The following is an 18223-nucleotide window of genomic DNA, read 5'->3' on the forward strand; positions in this document are numbered from 1 at the left end:
GCATTACTTTTCATAGGAAAAATTCTGAAGACTAATTCCCAATATTGAAACAAAAATAATTGGCACCGATTTTGAACAGAGGTGGGAGGGCCAAAACTTCAGGCCTGTGGATGATTTTCATCCAAAAACAAATAGATAAATAGATTAACCTCATCGAAAAAAGTTTTTTGTATTATAAAGGAGGTGAATAGTCCTTGGTACTAAAAGCAATTGTTGAAAGAAATTTTTTAAAAGCAATCTTCTAACTCATGAACACTATATTGCTCGATAATGGCAAACCATCAGTAATGGTGGGACGCAAAGCCACTGGCCCGACCTCTTGCTAATTAAGGAAGAGAGGGGCGCAGGGTTGCCGAAGGCAAAAAAAGCCTACCTTCGGGACTCCGTTTTCGAGCTACACGGAGATCCAAAAAAATGTTTAAGTGGTTAAAATCCCGTCTGAAATTTTTATATGGGACAACTATAACTTTTGCTCTATTTTCATTTACCCAAGTGTATGCGGCGCAGTTAGCCTTTGAATGGGATGACACAAATGAAGCAGAAGACGGCTATCGACTCTACATGCGAGTTGAAGGAAAGGCTTATGACTATACTTCTCCTGTTTGGGAAGGAGAAGGCACAACCTGCACCTTAAAAGGCTTAGAACCCAATACATACTACTTTGTAGCACGAGCCTATGCAGCAAGTGATGAAAGTATTGATTCAAACGAGGTAGAATACAAAGTCGTCGTCAACAGCGAACCCGTGTCAGAAGCAGGGACAGACCAGACGGTCACCGCAGGCACGCAGGTAGCACTCGACGGTACAGGTTCAACCGATTCCGACGGGACTATCGCTGGATACCAATGGACACAAACCTCCGGGCCGTCGGTCAGTTTGAGCAGTTCCACGAATAGCCAGCCTACCTTCACAGCTCCCAGTGTTACTGAGAGTACTGCCTTGAGCTTCCAACTTGCCGTAACGGACAATGGCGGGCTGACGGGTTTAGATACCTGCCAGGTCACCATTGTACCGGTCGCACCTACAGACAGCGATGGTGACGGTGTCTCGGACGGCCAGGAGGTGGCTGAAACAACCGATCCTACTGCTGGAAATTCTGGGAACGGACTTGTTAAAATCTGGATGGAAGCTGAGGATGCGGATTTGAATGTGCCTATGCAAATTATGGATGACACCGAGGCCTCATCAGGCGGCTACATCGAGGTGCCGAACGGTGAGGGCAATGCATCAAGTCCGTCCTTGAACGCCGGTTACGCCCAGTACAGCTTTGAGGTTCCGGTCAATGGGGACTACATTATCTGGGGTCGGGTGCTGGCTTTGACTGGTGTAGACGATTCCTTCTTTATAGCCGTCGATGAACAAGATGCCGCGTTGTGGTATCCTTCGCATTCGGATGATTGGACCTGGCAAATGATCAATGATCGTTCCATTGCTGGGACAGAAGTCCATCATCTGGCTGCTGGTACGCATACATTGACGGTTTACCAGAGAGAAGACGGCACAAAAATTGACAGAATTCTAATTATCAACGACGCGAACTATATTCCAGAAGGGCAGGGCGAAAGCATCGCGCCAATCTCAACCAACATCTGGATCGAAGCCGAAAACGGCAGTTTGAATTTTCCAATGCAAATCATTGCCGATTCCGGGGCGTCGTCAGGCGGTTACATTGAGGTGCCGAATGGCCAGGGTAATGCATCGAGTCCGTCCCTGGCTGCCGGATACGCTCAGTACACCTTTAACGTGCCGGTCAATGGGGACTACATTATCTGGGGTCGGGTGCTGGCTTTGACTGGTGTAGACGATTCCTTCTTTATAGCCGTCGATGAACAAGATGCCGCGTTGTGGTATCCTTCGCATTCGGATGATTGGACCTGGCAAATGATCAATGATCGTTCCATTGCTGGGACAGAAGTCCATCATCTGGCTGCTGGTACGCATACATTGACGGTTTACCAGAGAGAAGACGGTACCCAATTGGACAGAATCCTTGTCACGGACGATTATAGCTACGTTCCGGAAGGAAAGGGTGAAGATGAGGTGGTAATAAACACCGCACCACAATCCGATGCAGGGCCGAGCCAATCCGTGGATGAAGGTTTGTTCGTAACGTTAGACGGCTCAGGCTCGATTGATACGGATGGGGAAGTTTCTGGCTACCTATGGACACAAACATCGGGCCCATTGGTCAACTTGAACAATCCAACGAGCATGCAGGCTACTTTTACGGCGCCAAGCGTTACAGAAAGTACTGATCTTAGCTTCCAGCTTGTTGTAACTGACAATGGCGGCCTTTCGGATTCAGACACCTGTCTGGTCACCGTGCTACCGGTTGTACCGAAAGACAGCGACAACGATGGTCTTTCCGATGATGATGAATCCTCGATATATGGGACCGATCCCTATAGCGTTGACAGCGATGGAGATGGCCTTTGGGACGGACAAGAGGTAAGCGATGGAACAGATCCCACGAGCGCTGACACACAAAGCGGATATGCAAAAATTTGGATTGAAGCTGAAGATGGGGATTTAAATCTGCCAATGCAGATTATGGATGGCCCAGACGCATCTTCCGGAACCTACGTCGAGGTACCGAATGGTCAGGGTAACGCATCCAGCGCATCCCTTGATGCCGGATACGCCCAGTACACCTTTGATGTACCTGTCGATGGCGACTATGTGATCTGGTGTCGAGTATTAGCTTCGAACGGTAAAGATGACTCTTTCTTCGTTTCGATTGACCAGCAGCAGGCGGGTAAATGGTATCTTTCTGTATCGGAAACCTGGACTTGGCAGAAATTAAAAAACAAAGGATCTAAGATCCATTATTTTACCTCCGATAGTCATACACTGACTGTTTATCAGAGAGAAGACGGTACCAGAATCGACAAGATTCTTATTACCAATGAAGAGAACTATGTTCCCGAAGGGCAGGGAGAGAGCGTTGTGTCACCCTTAGCCAACATCTGGATAGAAGCCGAAGCCGGGAATTTGAATTTCCCCATGCAAATTATGGATGATCCCGAGGCCTCTTCAGGCAGCTACATCGAGGTTCCCAACGGCCAGGGAAACGCCTCAAGTCCCTCACTGGATGACGGCTATGCCCAGTACACCTTTGTTGTACCTACTGATGGCAACTATATAATTTGGTGCAGGGTATTGGCATTGACTGGCATCGATGATTCTTTTTTCATCGGTGTTGATGATCAACCGGCCGCATTGTGGTATCCGTCGCATTCAGATGACTGGATCTGGCAAAAAACAAATGATCGTGCTATTGCCGGAACCGAAGTACATCTTTTAACTGCTGGTACACACAAATTGACAATTTACCAGAGGGAAGACGGCACAAAACTTGACAGGATCTTGATAACCGAAGATGCGGACTTCGTACCACAAGATTAAGATGTTTTAAAAAGTATTTAAAAGGTAGGATAATATAAATATTGCATACGCATAATAATTTATCGGTAAGATGAAGGAAAAATTGATGAGAACAATTCAGATGACTATGATAGTGGCGGTAGCATTAATGGTAATGGGAGCAACTTCATGGGCTGGTACCTATTACATCGACAACACTGATGGACTTGATACTAACGCTGGGACCCTATCCAAGCCTTGGAAAACGATCAGCAAAGCAAATAAATCCTTAGTGGCAGGAGATACAGTATATCTCAGAAATGGTTCATATCAGGAGACGATCAATCCATTGAATAGTGGGGCATCAGGAAAATATATTACCTACGCAAGCTACGGTTCAGAAAATGTGACAATAAAGAATGTAACTTATGGTATCAATTTAAGCAATAAAAATTACATCATAATTGATGGCATTAATGTAGACGGTGAAAATATTGGTGACAATTCAAAAGTTACAACATGGGTCTTATTAGATGGCGGTTCATATAACATAGTAAAAAATGGTGATTTTAAAAAATGCAGAGGATGGGCAGGGATAAGTATCAAATCGAATGCACATCATAATAAGATCTCCAATAATACTATGCAATACTGTGGTAGCTATGCAAGAGACAATGGAGATATGATTGTAATAATAGATAGTAATTACAACTTAATCGATGGTAATACAGCCTCATATGGCGGACACAACATAATCACATTAGACGGTTATAGAAACGTAATAAGAAATAATGATTTTTCTAATCCGTGGGAAAGGATTGCAACAATTCGTAAATATCAGGGGGATGGATCTTGGAATTTGATTGAATGGAACCGTTTGCATGGTGCATCACCTGCAATCGATAATCCGATACCACCAGGAATAAAACTACTTGGTGAATACCAAATTGTTCGAAATAACCTTATATATGACAACGTTTCATATGCCATCCAGATCTCTCCCAAAGTTGATATGCCCGAGGCACACCATCATAAGATTTATAATAATGTTATATATAATAATGGTGGTGAAGCGATCAAAGTATGGCATAATAGTGATAACTCAATAACCACTTCTATACAATTTAAAAACAATATTTTCTATAAAAATGGAGGGTCCCAGGAAGTATGCTATAAAATAAACGGATTAGATTATAATTTTTTTAGTAAAAATAATATCCTAAGATCAACTACGGGGCAAAATATTATCTATACAAAAGATTACGGGTTGCGTGGAATAAAATGGTATAATGATAATTTAACTAACAATTTTTCGGGGAATGTTGAGATCCAGCCTGATTTCATGAATGCTGTAAGCGGAGATTTCCGATTGAAAGAAACTTCAAAAATGATTGATGCTGGTGATTTTTTAACCAAAGTTAAAAGCAGTAATGGAGCAGGAACATCTTTTGTAGTTGAAGATGCAGGATTTTTTGTAGATGGTTGGGGAATCATTGAGGGAGATAAAATTCAACTTGCAAATGAAACTGAATCGTTTAGGATTGTTAAAATAAACTACGCCTCAAACACCATCACTGTAGACCGCAGTATTTCATGGACCGCAGGTCAAGGTGTTGGAATGGTATATACTGGTTCAGCTCCTGATTTGGGAGTTTATGAGGTTGACGGGGGAAGTTCACCTGACTCTTTTGCTTTAGCCCCTCCAAGTAATTTAAAATTCGTTGTTCTCAATAAGTAATGGTGTAATTATTATTAATTTAATAAAATAAGTCAAATTTTTTTCTTATAAACTCAGACAGTGGTCATCTTCAATCCTACTATGGATGGGGATGACCACGGTCGTCTTCCAGATTGAAAGCCTAAAATAAAGCCATTAAAATGATTATGTCTAATTTGTCTATGGATGAAATACGTTAATTCATATAATCCAAACAAATATTGGCGCTTTCAAAGTATAAAATAGATTTATAAAATTGAAAATCAATTTTTGGAGATTGAAAAGAATTTGAATCTGTTGACATAGTAGGCTCTTTTTACTTTGCGAAACTGGAGTTGTAATTTTGATAGCTTTAGATTGTTTAAGATTATACGATTATCTTTACCATCAATTTTTTTTGATATTATTTGCTTTTTGCCTAAGTACTTATTAATTAAACCAAAATTCGTGTTATTTTCATAAATATTCTTAATACATTTTAAAAGATTTTCATCATTGACTTTTTGGTAGTAAATTTGTTTGTATTCTTGTTCAATAGAAGCTACATCTCTCCCACTTTTCTCTAATTCATTCTTGTGTTTTAGAAACCCTTGTTCATTCCTATTAAATAAATGAATTTTTGCGGATGTATTTCCAAAAAGAGTATGATGTGTTTTTTCCCAGTATTTTAATTTTGATTCAAAATAAGGTATCTCAAGAGAATCACAGATTTTTGGTAAAAGATCTTCTTTTGATACTAAATCAGCATACTTAATAGTAAAAAAATCTTTTATCAAAGTAAAATATAGTCTATGGTAATTAATCCAACTGGGTTCAAAAATTTTGAAACGACCTCTTTTTTGAAAGGAATAAGCTGATTCTATTGGCGTTTTATAGATCAATATGTTTTTTGATTGGATATCTGATTTGCGAAGAATATCCATTTGCTCGTTGATCCAAATTGGATCTTTGCTTGAATCAACTATAAAATTAACATTTGGAAAAATTTTAAACAATGTATCATAAATCTTGGATTTACCATTAGTAATAACGTTTTTCCATATTTTGCATTCAGAACTTCCGCAACCACATTCATATTGTTGATGATGCTCTCTTCGTTTATAAAAAAGTGAAGATAATTCACCGCAAGAAAAACCAGTGACATCGTTCGCCAATATCATATCGAATAAGGTAGTTCCACTGTAGGAAACCCCACCTATAAATATTACTTTTTTCACTATTCTATCACTTTGAAAAATTTTATAATCAAAGAAGAGGATAATAAAATTGTGTATCAATAAATATCTAAAGAATTAATAGTTTATCCTCTTACGATTTTGATTTCGGATCGAAAATAAATGAGGAAAATTTTATGTGTTTTATTATCTTCTCCAAAAGCTTAAATCCTTATCTAAAAATTTCTCTAGTTTCTCAATCTGATCCGAAAATATTATATTAAGTCTTTCACGTGTGTTCTGGTTCATTTCTGGAATAGTCGACTTATTAAAATTTTGAATAACATTTGCAAATTTGTAAGATTTAATCTTTTTAGTAAAAAAAAGGTATAAAATATACAATATTTTTGATTGAGCATTTTTGGTAGATGATGCATTTATTCTGTAAATTGAATTTGATGGAACAAAATTATAATCGACTCCTAAGAACTTAAATATTCTCTTATAATGTTTTTGAGATTCTTTTATGAGTTCTTCATAAAATAATATCATAATATTTTCTTTTGGAAAAATATCAAAATATCTATAAAGCATATCATAATAAAAACCTTCTTTAATAAGTCTGTCGTAGCTATGAATTTGATTTTCGAATGTATAATTAAAATATTCATTGTGCATTCGTTTTCTAGCAACTATATTCCAGTAATGTGAATAAGCTCTGTCAGTAGGATTTCTAAGAGAAGCAATAAGTTTTACGTTAGGAATATGCTTTCTGATCAATGGAGGAATATGAGAAAAATAAAGGTAAGCGGGGGTTGCTTCTCCGATGGCTATTTTTTGTACATTCTTAAAAAAATCTTCATAGTAATTTATTCCTTTGTGATAATGCCTATCGAAAAAATGAAGTTCTTTTTTAGGATGTAGAAAAACATCAGGGTGTTGCATGATATTTTTTGAAAGATATGAAGTTGCACATCTTGCAGCACCTATTATAATGAAATTAGGTAGCATATTAACTTAACTCTTTGAATTCATATTTAGTTTGTGATGTAATTATATTACGCGCCAATTTTATTGGAAAACCATAATTTAGTGGTAAGTATTCAGTGAACCCGTCCTTATAGGCCCTCTATCACTAAAAAAATCACCACTATCAAAAAAGTGCGGAACACAGAAAATTTTTTCCTGTATATAACTGGCCATGTCTATCGTCGATATCGCCAGCATCGAGGCTCCCCAAATCGTTGAATGTATCGACTCCTCCGTCGATTGGCAGATGGAGTGCAATACAGCACGGCAGCAGATCGACGTTCTCGAACGGCGCATCGCCCAACTCGAAACTGAACTATCCGCTAAGACCATCCTTTGTGATGAACTCTACCAAACGATCGATGCACTCAAGTCTCACATGGTATGGATGGCAAAACAGATATTCAGTAGGAAATCTGAGGCATCAAGAATCGATGGGGACTCAGACAATCAAGTAACTGATGCGCCTACCGAAGAAGAACCGCAAGACGAGCAGAAAACTGATCAGCCTCCCGATGATGAACAAAAAGACGAACAAGCACCCGAGTCCGATCACCCCAAGAAGAGAGGCAAGCAAGAAGGCGCTAAGGGATATGGGCGCAGAATACGCAAAAATCTGCCTTTTGAAGAAATCTTACACGATATCGACGATGACGATAAGTTTTGTCCCCGGTGCGGCCTGCCATTCGAAGCGTTACCCTTTACCGAAGACAGCGAGCTAATTGATTGGGAAATAAAGATTGTTCGTCATGTCCATCGCCGACGGTGTTATACAACGACCTGCACGTGTCAAGCGGTTCCGGGTATCATCACCGCTGCCCCGGTTCCCAAAATAATTCCCAAGGGGATGTTCACCGAAGGCTTTTGGGTTCGGCTGATACTGGAAAAGTTTTTTTTTCAAAGACCGCTGTACCGCATACGTCAGGTATTGGCCCTTCAGGGATTCGATATCTCACAAGGTACCCTGACCGGCGGCTTGAAGAAAATCAAGGATCTTGTCGAGCCCCTTTATGAAGGGATCATCCAACGCAGTCGCCACGCCGATCACTGGCAAATGGATGAAACCCGTTGGATGGTTTTCGAAGAAATCGCCGGCAAGACTGGCTACCGCTGGTGGCTGTGGGTGGTTGTCACCAAAGACACAGTGGCCTATTTACTCGATCCCACCCGATCGTCCAAAGTCCCCAAAGCGCACTTGGGGCCTTATGCAAAGGGCATTCTCAGTGTCGACCGATATTCTGCCTACAAGACCTTATCTGAGTTGATTCTCCTGGCATTTTGCTGGGCGCATCAGCGCCGCGATTTTATTCGTATCCGTGACGGTTATCGCAGCACCCGGGATTGGGCCATTGCCTGGATCGCCCGTATTGATGACTTATTTCATATCAATGCCCAGCGTTGCGTAGCCATCGCGGATCCAGAGGTGTTCGATCTTCGTCAACAACAGTTGAATACCGCGATCAAGAAAATGGCCCAGACCTGGCAAAAAGAACTATTGGACGATACTTTGCGTCCCTGGCAGACATCGGCACTTAACAGCTTGAAAAACCATTGGTCGGGGCTGACCATTTTTGTCGATCATCCCCATGTCCCCATGGACAACAACGAATCGGAAAGACGCTTGCGTAATCCGGTCACCGGACGAAAGAATTACTATGGTTGTGGTTCGTTATGGAGCAGCGGCCTTTGCGCCATGCTCTTTACGATTCTGCAAACCTGTTGTATCAACCGTATTGATCCTCAGAAGCTATTGCTGGCCTGCTTTCAGGCTTGCGCCAAAAACCGAGGATATGTACCTCAGGACCCATCCGCCTTTTTCCCCTGGAATCTGACGGAAGAAACGCGGCAGGCTTGGCAAATCAACGATGGCTTTCCGTAGTGAGTGCCCATGAAGACTCATCGCTATTGCGGTCGATTGTTTTCCGAAAATGAGATCCTGCACATCCGCCATCTCATTGACAATTATCCGCAGGCCAACCGTGCCAACCTCTCTCGTCTGGTTTGCCGATCCTTACCGTGGCTGAGGCCAGACGGTCGGCTCAAGGATATGTATTGTCGAGTGGCCATGATCCGTATGCAGGAAGACGGGCTAATTCGTTTGCCCGCCCCCTTGCGCAAAAACGGTAATGGTCGCCACCAGCCGACAATTACTCAGGCATCCGATCCACAAACACCCATCTGCCAGGCAGCCGGTAAACTGGGGCCTCTGACATTTTGCTCGGTGGAGAGCACCAAAGACTCTGCCCTGTACAACGAGCTCATCCATCGTTACCATTACTTGGGATACAAGCCATTGACCGGCGCTCAAAAACGATACATGGTTTATGCCGGCAACCAACTGCTCGCCCTTTTGGGTTTCGGAGCATCGGCTTGGCAAGTCGCCGACCGGGATAGCTTCATTGGTTGGTCGAACGAGCAACGCAAACGTAATCTTCAGTTGGTCATCAACAACTCCAGGTATCTGATCTTACCTTGGGTTAAGTTTCATAACCTGGCGTCCCATATTTTATCAATTGCCGCGAAACGCCTGCCTGACGACTGGCAGCAACAATATGGTTATCGTCCGGTCCTATTGGAAACCTTTGTTCACAAGGACCGTTTCAAGGGAACCTGCTATCAAGCTGCGAATTGGATCCATGTTGGCCAAACCACTGGCCGCGGCAAACTGGGTGATCACCAACCACTGCTTCCCAAAAAGCTCGTCTTTCTATACCCTTTGACTCGAAATTTTCGCAGAATCTTAACCGATTGCTGAACCTTGTTCCAATGGGTTCACTGAAAGCTTACATTTAGTGTGGCAGTATAAAATGTATCCTTTTACTAATATAAAGAAAACAATAAGTACTTTGAATATAATAAAATCAAAATAAATTTGAAACGCAGAGATCACAAATTTTGGTTGAAATTTGTAATACATTTAACCAATTAAAAATTTTCAAAAAAAATAAAATGTTTCGAAGTAAGTAAAAAAATATATCAATTGATTGGATTATTAAATTAGTCATTTTGATTATAAAAGAAAATTTATAATTATCATTAAATGATCATTTGAATATGAATGATTATATAAAGCAACAACCTTTTGGGCTAATAATATGATAACAAAATACATTTTTTATAGTCTATTTAAGTTAAACTTTTGTTGCATTCAATGAGAGTTTTCAATTAAATTTACAACTCTATAAATGTTATTTAATGAGTAATTTTGAAATGCAAAAATTTGGGCTCGCGTTCCCATTTCTTCTCTTAGAAATTGATTATTGGCTAGGGTCATAACATCAATAACTAGTTGATTAAAACTTGTCGAATGAAAACCAAGATTGTATTTTTTAATAATACCATCAGGGTCAACATTAAGACTAACTACAGGGACTTTACGCATCCATGCTTGAATAAAAGTATTTGAGAAACCTTCAGCAATACTTGTGTTTACCAGAATATGGGCTTCTTCAAGATGTTTATTTACTATTTCATTTTGAACTTCTCCTAAGAAATACAAATTAGGGGTATTATTAATATCATTAATAATTCGACTATTATTATTGTTTGATCTACCTATCATCATAAATTTTAAATTTTTATTATAACCTAAAATTTGGGCCAATCTAATAAAAATATCGGGCCGTTTCATCGGTTTTAAATTTGCTACCCAAAAGACTTTGATATTGTTATTACATTTTTTGAATTTTTTGACTTTTGGAGCTGGATGACCATTTGGAATAATAAAGCTACTGATTCCAAAATAATGGTATAGCTTTTTTGATTGAAAAGTAGTTTGAGAAATGATTCGGTGAAAATGATAAAGTAGATGTGCAAATAATTTGTGTTCTGGGTATTTTAATATATTTTTAAAAGAAAAGATTATGCGAGGTTTTAATAAGTCATTGTCATGTGCGATATGGAATATTGTTCTGATTTTTTTTATTTTTGCAAATATACAACAAATGATAGAAATAGCAGAACGACCTCTTAAGTAAATGACATCTGGATCAATTTCATTTAAGACACGGATCAATTTTAGAAAATATAAAGGAGTTTCGAGACCTGTACGACCAATATGTTTCAGCTTTTTAATTTTGTGAATAATGATGGGCGAAGAGTAATTTGTTAATGACCTATTCGATAGATACAAATAGTGTACTTCGTGACCATTTTCAATCAGGAATTTCGAAATTAAGTAGCACTGATATTCAGCACCTCCTATTCGTTGATAATAAAAGCTTTTAGTAGCTATAACTATTTTCATTTTGGCTCATGTTGGATTTCAGGGTCGCATTATGGTAAGTGAGAATTCTCATTAATCTCTCACATTCATAATATTAATCTTAAATGCATGTAAATATACAAAATTTGATAGATAATGCCTATTGTTACGCTATGGTGCGCCAATTGCGTTTGGCGGAAGGAACACAGTGTCCGTTCTGTGATTCTAAGCACATTATCAAAAGGGGATTCGACGATAAAGAGCCTGCCAGACAGCGTCATGAGTGCAAAGATTGTGGGAAACGCTTCGATGATCTGACCGGCACTATTTTCGCTGCACATCATCAACCGCTTAAGACCTGGATATTGTGCCTTTATTTTATGGACCTGAACCGCAGCGATGTCCAACAGATGACGACCCAGTTTCGTGAAGGGGTGGAAAAAAAAGAAGATCCGTAACGCTACAGGACGAAGTTGAGTGTGATGAAGTCTATATTGTGGCTGGCCATAAAGGCAATCCCGAAGCAGTCGCCGCAAAGGAACGGGAAGGACGCAGGAACCGGTTAAGAGGTGCGCCAGGCCGAGGCACATTGGAAAAAGAGAAACCACCGGTATTCGGGATGATCCAGCGTTCCGGAGAGGTCGTGATCCGAATGCTTGCCAATGTCCGGCAAGTAACCATTAAACCGCTGATAAAAGCCACCGTGGCACCAGGAACATTGATCTATACCGATGAGTACGCCATTTACAACCGTCTGGATGAATGCGGCTACGAACACGAAAGCGTGAATCACGCTGCCGGTGAATATGCCAGAGATGATGATGGCGATGGCTTTTGTGAATTTCATGTCAATACGATGGAAGGCTTTTGGTCCTTGTTGAGAAGCTGGCTGCGCCCCCACCGTGGGATCTCACAAGAGAAGCTACCTGTATATCTTGGATTCTTTGAGTTTGTTCATAACCTCTATTCCTTAATTGAGTTGCTGGTCAAATAAGACCCTGAAACACAACATAAGCCTTCATTTTTATAGTTTACAGGATAACTTTCTTTTAAAAATATTAAAACATTTCGCTAATTTTTTTATAAGTTTTTTATTTAATAAAGAATCCAAAAGAAAGCAACAGATTGCGTGTTCCGCCGCTAAATAACAATTCATTCCGCTTGAAACTATACAACCATTATGCTCCATTTTGACCACCCACTCCTTTTAATTATTGATAACTTTTGCATTGCATTCATAGGTGATCCGTTTCGCTATGAATGCGATAATGTACCAAACATAAACAAGGTTTTTCCCAGAGAGATCACTAAATTTAATGGGTGCATCGCAAAACCATCATATCAAGAATGGGCAGACTCCCTACTACAGTAAAGGTTGGGAACCTGGTTAGTTCGAGCGGAATATGCATCAGATATAAGTAAATCGTATAATTTCTCTTTTTTATAAATATTTTTGCATTGTTTTTCGAAAAACTGTCCGAACTATTGATTATTAGTAATGTGTAAAAATTTTTAAAGCTTGAGAAAATATATATTTAACGTACATTCCGCACCCAGTAGGCCTATGTTTTCAACAATTTTTTATCCAGGGAAAACAACAGCCTATCGATTCTAACGTACTGTATTTATACAAAATAAAAATATCTAGACATTTCAAATAGTTACTGCTACACTGCCCGTACCTTTGCAATCTCACTCAAAAAGGAGGGGCAGGTGCCACCATTCAATACCGAAAATATGACCATCACCGATGCCAGGCATTTGCCCATCGTCAAGGCCTATGCTCAGAAAATCGGTTTGGTTGAAACTATCGACAAGATGGTCGACTCACAGATGGAATTGAGCCCAGGCATGGCGGTATTCGCAATGGTCCTCGACACGCTATCCGGACGTACACCGCTTTACCGGTTGACCGAATTCTTCGAAGAAAAAGACACGGAATTGCTCCTGGGCTGTGACATCGAACCGGAACGGTTCTGCGATTACAATCTCGGGCGATCCATGGATCAGATTTTCGAGACCGGCACCCAGAAAATCTTTTCTCAAATTTCCCGGAATGCATTGATGGTTTTTGCTGTCGATCCGCGTCGGCTCCATTTCGATACGACGTCCGTAAGCGTTTATGGCGATTTCGATCAGGCCGGTCCACCATTTGACATCACCTACGGTTACAGCAAGGATAAACGTCCTGATCTTAAACAGTTTCTGGTGTCGATGCTGTGTGTCGACCGTAATATCCCCATTTTGGGCACCACTACCGACGGCAACGCCTCAGACAAAACCTTGAACAACGAACTATTGACCAACATTTCGAAATACATGGCCAAGCATAAGCTTCAGCCGGGAGCCTATGTTTACGTGGCCGATTCTGCCTTTGTTACCGAGAACAATTTGCAGGAAACAGAATCACCTCGGACCTGGTTTCTGTCACGCCTGCCCGCAACATACAAGGAATGTAGCCGAATCATTCACGAAGCCGTGTCCGCCGATGAATGGGTGGATATCGGCCAAATCGCTGAGGAACGTGACCACCCCAAGCGACCCGTTGCTTACTACCGGGCCTATGACGGTACCGTAGATCTTTATGGGAAAACCTATCGAGCCATTGTCGTGCATTCGAGTGCGCATGACAAACGTCGTCACAAACGCATTGACCGTATGCTTAAGCAGGACCGCAAACAGATAGAAGCCGACTGTAAGAAGGTCGCTGGTACAGTGTATTATTGCCGGGCAGATGCTCAGGCTGCGGCAGACAAACTGATCCGGCAATCCAACAATAGATACCACGACATCCAGGTTGATGTTCAAGAAGTGCCAAAATATGGCCGCGGAAGGCCTGCTCTCGGAAAACCCAGAAAGGTATCGCGCTATGAATATCGCTTTACGGCAAGAGTTCTCGAATCTCCGGATAAGGTCGATCCGCTCAGAGAAGAAGCCGGTTGTTTTGTCCTGTTAACCAATCTTTTGGATCAACAGGAGGATTGGCCCGCTGAAGAACTGCTTCTATTGTATAAAAGCCAGATCGGTATTGAGAAAAACTTCAGTTTTTTGAAAGATCCCGCCATCGTAAACAGCATCTTTTTGAAGAAGGCTCGTCGGATCGAAGTATTGGGTCTGGTGTTGTTGATATCTCTTTTAATTTGGCGTTTGATGGAGCGTTCCATGCGCAAGTATGTCGAATCCAACGACTGCAATTTGCCTGGTTGGGTGCGCCGGAAAACCCGGAAACCAACCTCCTTTATGATGACAACCAAGTTTACTTCCGTCATGGTCATCACCATCGGTAAACAACGGCAGTTGGCGAAACCTTTAAAGCCATTTCAGTTGGAGTATTTGAAGGCACTGGGTGTCACTGCTGACGCGTTTACCGTTCCTTGAACAACAAATAAATTAACCTCAGAGGTGTTCGTTGGGGTGCGGAATGTACGATTTAAAATAATCAAATATAATATTATTTATCTCAGATTTTATTTCAATTATAATGTATAAAAAATTTGATGCGAAGCAGAAATCCATGCCCTTTGGGCATGGTCAGAGTTCAAAAGCTTTGCCATTTGAACAGCTCACTGCTACCTCGGAGCTGAGTTGTCTCCACAACATCAGCCAAAGGAGATAACAATGAGCCGCTTCAGAAAACTATCACACACGATTTGGCACTGCCAGTACCATATTGTGCTGGTTCCCAAGTACCGTCATCGAATTTTGACTGGGCATGTTGGCCACGAAGTAGGGAACTGCATAAGGGCGTTTTCCCAGCAAAAGAACATCAAGATTGTGGAAATGAATATTCAACCAGACCATGTCCATTTGTTGGTGATGATTCCGCCCAAAGTGTCGGTATCGAATTACTGCGGCATGGTAAAAGGCCGGTCAGCGATCCGAGTATTCAACAAATTCAAAGAACTGAAAAAGCGCCCCTATTGGGGTAGTCATTTCTGGACCGAAGGGTACTGTGTCGATACCGTCGGTTTGGATTCCGAGATGATCCGTAAGTACGTCAAGTACCAAGAAAACCAAGAACGGCGAATGGAACAACGAAGCCTGGTCTGAAATTCAAAGGGGGCAACTCAACGTTCCTTGTCCCCTTTGGGGGCAAGGCAAACTCACCCCCCCTATAGGGGTTAACCCAATACCACCCTTTCTAAGGGTGGATCTTTTATTTTATTGATGCTTATATGGAAAAAAATTTTTAAAAAAATTGGAGTATAATTTTCTACTAAAAATTTTGATAAAGTTCAAATTCCATCGAATTGTTTCAATTAATCCTTTTTCTTTAAGATAAAATATAAAAAGATTTAAAGCATCGAAAATTTTGAAAAATAACATTTTTGTCTGAGAGTATTCTTTAATACTATTATTATAATTGACATCGTAGCCATATGAAGACAAGGCATCGGCAGTAAGAGATTCAATTTTATATTGACGGTTAGCGCTCATATAAATCTTATATTTATTTTTATTATCTTTTTTAATTGTATTAAGATTGATAGCATCTCCTAAATTTTCAACTGGTTGATCTATACGACACATAGCATCAATATATTCAATGTCTAAAAATGCACATATTCCTTTTAATACAAGAGAAGTTTCAGAAATAAGATCCTCATATTTAATTTCGTAAAATCTATCATCAAATAGATGCTTTTCAGACTTAACTTTAATAACAGAATTCCTCCATCTTTGTGCTGCGCGAAACATGTTTTTACCCCAAGCATTGTTTATAGAAAGACAATAGTCTCTAACATCTCTTATTATATGAATAAAACGAGCTTCGGGAAAAATCGTATTGAGTATTGGTAAGTGATTAATATGACTTGGTGATTTATCACCCCAAATTTTATTTGAGGAAAAGTGGGTGTTCGTATCATGTCTAAGCAATGCCTCATAAATTTGTTTTAAAGAGAAATCGCAACAAAGATTATACCAATTTTGATAAGATATGAGTTTATTCTCTTGTTTCATGTAATAAAAATAAGAGTATTTTTGTATTTGATCAAAAAAGTGTTTAAAATTTCTGATGTCAGATAAATCACCATAATCTTTCCACTGGGAGTACAACAGATGTAAAAAGTTAGTTTCAACCCTAGAAATATTAATAGAAGGATGTTTAATAAGCAAACTTCGTAGTAATTTTGTACCGCTCCTCGGCATACCAATCAAAAATAAAGGTCCTTTAAAATCTGCTCTTTTGGATATTTGGAAACCGGAATAACGATTTGTCATAATGGATTTATAGATTAAAATGTAAAATAATTATAGAAGCCTAGTAAATTGCAAATAAAGGAATTATGGTCAATAGTTGTGTATTGAATAATTAGGCAGAGATCCGTTTTCTCCTATCCAATTCACAAGCTTGACTCCCTGTATTACTTCTGTCAAGCGTTCAAGATGGTGTAAGCGTATCCACCGTTTCTAAGCACACATTAAAACTGAAATGAAACTCTTTCTAGGAGACAGACATTATTGCCATCGCGTGATCTAAAGAGTAAGTTTCCATCAAAATAATCCGCCAACTGAGTATAAAAATCCAAAATGATTTATTAGTTTGTGTTCTCGGATATCAAATAATTTCAAATTGTAAAGAACAAGAATTAAAAAGTGTTAATACAATACTGAACATAATCGTACTGAGTAAAACTGATAAAATTTTATAGTGAAGCGTAATAATAAGTATTTTCTATGTTCTTTATTTCGGCTTTAATGTTAAATTTAGTATATGCTACATTTAGGTTGGTATTTGAGATATTTTTCAACAATTTAGGATTAACAATTAGTTTTTTAACTTTTGATGCAAAATCAACAGGATTACTGGTGGAAATAAGGAACCCATTTTTATGATCCATTATAACATCAAGAATTCCAGCTATCGGGCGAGAGATAATAGCAAGACCAAAGCCCATACCCTCCAAAAGACTAATAGGCATACCTTCTCCATATTTAGTAGGATACAACATAATTCCAGATTTAGCTAATATTTCATATTTGCTCTTCCCATCAAGCCATCCGGTAAATATAATAAATTTTTGGAGATTATTTTTTTCAACATAACTTTTGAGCTTTGGTAGTAAAACACCATCTCCAACCATATATAATTTAATTTGAGGGTATTCAGCAATCAATAATTCAATTGTTTTAATTGCAGTAAAACAGCCTTTATTAAAATCAAATCTAGATAAAAAAACTAGATTTAAAGGATTATTGTTTAACTTAAAATTTAGAGGTAGTTCGAAAAGAGTCTTACCAACAGTAATTGATTTTGGATCAATATTCCAGTTTACTAAAGTGTTTTTAAATTGGCTTGAAAGAACAATAATTTTAGAGCCTTTATAAATCGATTGAAACAGTTTAGAAAATTTATTATTAATTAATTGTTCGAATTTTAGAGTCCAACCATGAAAAAAAACGATAGTTTTTTTATGGAAAATACTTTTTGCGATTAGATGAAAAATGCCATCTCGAATTAACGATTTTGGATCCAATGAAGGATTGAAAACTATTAGATCAAACCTTGAAAAAATTAATGTTAATTTTATTAAATCAGATAAACTTTTAAACAATCGAGAATAAAATGTTGGATTGCGCTTTTCATTTCCAATATAAAAAAAATGAGTTTTAATGGTACTAGATGAGAAATGCTTATTTACCAAGAAATAGTAGTATGACACGCCACCTTTAGAATTCAGAGTTGGGCATAAAATAAGAACGTTAATTTTATTATTTTCCAATTTAAACTTAGATAAATTCATAAGATAACAA

13 protein-coding genes and 1 riboswitch are annotated in these 18223 nt (G+C 39.2%); of the genes, 8 read left to right on the forward strand and 5 right to left on the reverse strand.

The window, feature by feature from the left end; genetic code table 11:
- Window positions 1-262: 262 nt before the first annotated feature.
- A riboswitch (cyclic di-GMP riboswitch) is annotated at window positions 263-357 on the forward strand.
- Window positions 358-414: 57 nt separating this feature from the next.
- Window positions 415-3405, forward strand: a complete 2991-nt coding sequence (locus Dvar_RS13185) for a PKD domain-containing protein (protein ID WP_419662166.1) — start codon at window positions 415-417, stop codon at window positions 3403-3405.
- Between the two features lie 85 nt (window positions 3406-3490).
- A complete protein-coding gene (locus tag Dvar_RS13190; RefSeq protein ID WP_419662167.1) occupies window positions 3491-5101 on the forward strand; it encodes a right-handed parallel beta-helix repeat-containing protein in 1611 nt (536 codons plus the stop codon).
- A 242-nt stretch (window positions 5102-5343) separates the two neighbouring features.
- Here Dvar_RS13190 and Dvar_RS13195 read toward each other — a convergent pair whose 3' ends face one another.
- Together Dvar_RS13195 and Dvar_RS13200 are read right to left on the reverse strand one after the other, a co-directional pair.
- Window positions 5344-6297, reverse strand: a complete 954-nt coding sequence (locus tag Dvar_RS13195) for a hypothetical protein (RefSeq protein WP_419662168.1) — start codon at window positions 6295-6297, stop codon at window positions 5344-5346.
- A gap of 144 nt (window positions 6298-6441) precedes the next feature.
- Window positions 6442-7245 carry a sulfotransferase family protein gene (locus tag Dvar_RS13200; RefSeq protein ID WP_419662169.1) on the reverse strand — a complete coding sequence of 268 codons (804 nt, stop codon included), beginning with the start codon at window positions 7243-7245 and terminating at the stop codon, window positions 6442-6444.
- Window positions 7246-7435: 190 nt separating this feature from the next.
- On the opposite strand from Dvar_RS13200, the gene tnpC reads away from it, so the two are divergent.
- Window positions 7436-9142: an IS66 family transposase gene (tnpC, locus tag Dvar_RS13205; RefSeq protein ID WP_419662170.1), complete on the forward strand. Its 1707-nt coding sequence runs from the start codon at window positions 7436-7438 to the stop codon at window positions 9140-9142.
- Window positions 9143-9151: 9 nt separating this feature from the next.
- A complete protein-coding gene (locus tag Dvar_RS13210; protein WP_419662171.1) occupies window positions 9152-10018 on the forward strand; it encodes a DUF4338 domain-containing protein in 867 nt (288 codons plus the stop codon).
- Window positions 10019-10411: 393 nt separating this feature from the next.
- Here the strand turns inward: Dvar_RS13210 and Dvar_RS13215 are convergent, their stop codons facing one another.
- Window positions 10412-11509 (reverse strand): glycosyltransferase family 4 protein, encoded by a 1098-nt coding sequence (locus tag Dvar_RS13215; RefSeq protein WP_419662172.1) that lies wholly within the window; start codon window positions 11507-11509, stop codon window positions 10412-10414.
- A gap of 83 nt (window positions 11510-11592) precedes the next feature.
- Between Dvar_RS13215 and Dvar_RS13220 the strand changes: the two genes are divergently transcribed.
- The 4 genes from Dvar_RS13220 (at window position 11593) to tnpA (ending at window position 15517) form a co-directional block, all read left to right on the forward strand.
- Window positions 11593-11925 carry a transposase gene (locus Dvar_RS13220; protein ID WP_419662173.1) on the forward strand — a complete coding sequence of 111 codons (333 nt, stop codon included), beginning with the start codon at window positions 11593-11595 and terminating at the stop codon, window positions 11923-11925.
- A 38-nt stretch (window positions 11926-11963) separates the two neighbouring features.
- Window positions 11964-12461, forward strand: coding sequence for an IS1595 family transposase (locus Dvar_RS13225; RefSeq protein ID WP_419662174.1), 498 nt, complete (start codon window positions 11964-11966; stop codon window positions 12459-12461).
- 719 nt (window positions 12462-13180) lie between these two features.
- A complete protein-coding gene (locus Dvar_RS13230) occupies window positions 13181-14845 on the forward strand; it encodes an IS1634 family transposase (protein WP_419656579.1) in 1665 nt (554 codons plus the stop codon).
- A 240-nt stretch (window positions 14846-15085) separates the two neighbouring features.
- Window positions 15086-15517: an IS200/IS605 family transposase gene (tnpA, locus tag Dvar_RS13235; RefSeq protein WP_419662175.1), complete on the forward strand. Its 432-nt coding sequence runs from the start codon at window positions 15086-15088 to the stop codon at window positions 15515-15517.
- A 111-nt stretch (window positions 15518-15628) separates the two neighbouring features.
- On the opposite strand, the gene Dvar_RS13240 is transcribed toward tnpA, so the two are convergent.
- Together Dvar_RS13240 and Dvar_RS13245 are read right to left on the reverse strand one after the other, a co-directional pair.
- Window positions 15629-16690 carry a sulfotransferase family protein gene (locus Dvar_RS13240; RefSeq protein ID WP_419662176.1) on the reverse strand — a complete coding sequence of 354 codons (1062 nt, stop codon included), beginning with the start codon at window positions 16688-16690 and terminating at the stop codon, window positions 15629-15631.
- A gap of 425 nt (window positions 16691-17115) precedes the next feature.
- Window positions 17116-18192 carry a glycosyltransferase family 4 protein gene (locus Dvar_RS13245; protein WP_419662177.1) on the reverse strand — a complete coding sequence of 359 codons (1077 nt, stop codon included), beginning with the start codon at window positions 18190-18192 and terminating at the stop codon, window positions 17116-17118.
- Window positions 18193-18223 lie beyond the last annotated feature (31 nt).

The organism is Desulfosarcina variabilis str. Montpellier, from assembly GCF_048565275.1.
Classification (GTDB): Bacteria; Desulfobacterota; Desulfobacteria; order Desulfobacterales; family Desulfosarcinaceae; genus Desulfosarcina; species Desulfosarcina variabilis.

Coding starts and splice junctions, on each gene's coding strand:
- tnpA (WP_419662175.1), top strand. CDS start 15,086: ATGAGCCGCTTCAGAAAACTATCACACACGATTTGGCACTGCCAGTAC.
- Dvar_RS13240 (WP_419662176.1), bottom strand. CDS start 16,690: ATGACAAATCGTTATTCCGGTTTCCAAATATCCAAAAGAGCAGATTTT.
- Dvar_RS13185 (WP_419662166.1), top strand. CDS start 415: ATGTTTAAGTGGTTAAAATCCCGTCTGAAATTTTTATATGGGACAACT.
- Dvar_RS13210 (WP_419662171.1), top strand. CDS start 9,152: ATGAAGACTCATCGCTATTGCGGTCGATTGTTTTCCGAAAATGAGATC.
- tnpC (WP_419662170.1), top strand. CDS start 7,436: ATGTCTATCGTCGATATCGCCAGCATCGAGGCTCCCCAAATCGTTGAA.
- Dvar_RS13220 (WP_419662173.1), top strand. CDS start 11,593: ATGCATGTAAATATACAAAATTTGATAGATAATGCCTATTGTTACGCT.
- Dvar_RS13215 (WP_419662172.1), bottom strand. CDS start 11,509: ATGAAAATAGTTATAGCTACTAAAAGCTTTTATTATCAACGAATAGGA.
- Dvar_RS13190 (WP_419662167.1), top strand. CDS start 3,491: ATGAGAACAATTCAGATGACTATGATAGTGGCGGTAGCATTAATGGTA.
- Dvar_RS13200 (WP_419662169.1), bottom strand. CDS start 7,245: ATGCTACCTAATTTCATTATAATAGGTGCTGCAAGATGTGCAACTTCA.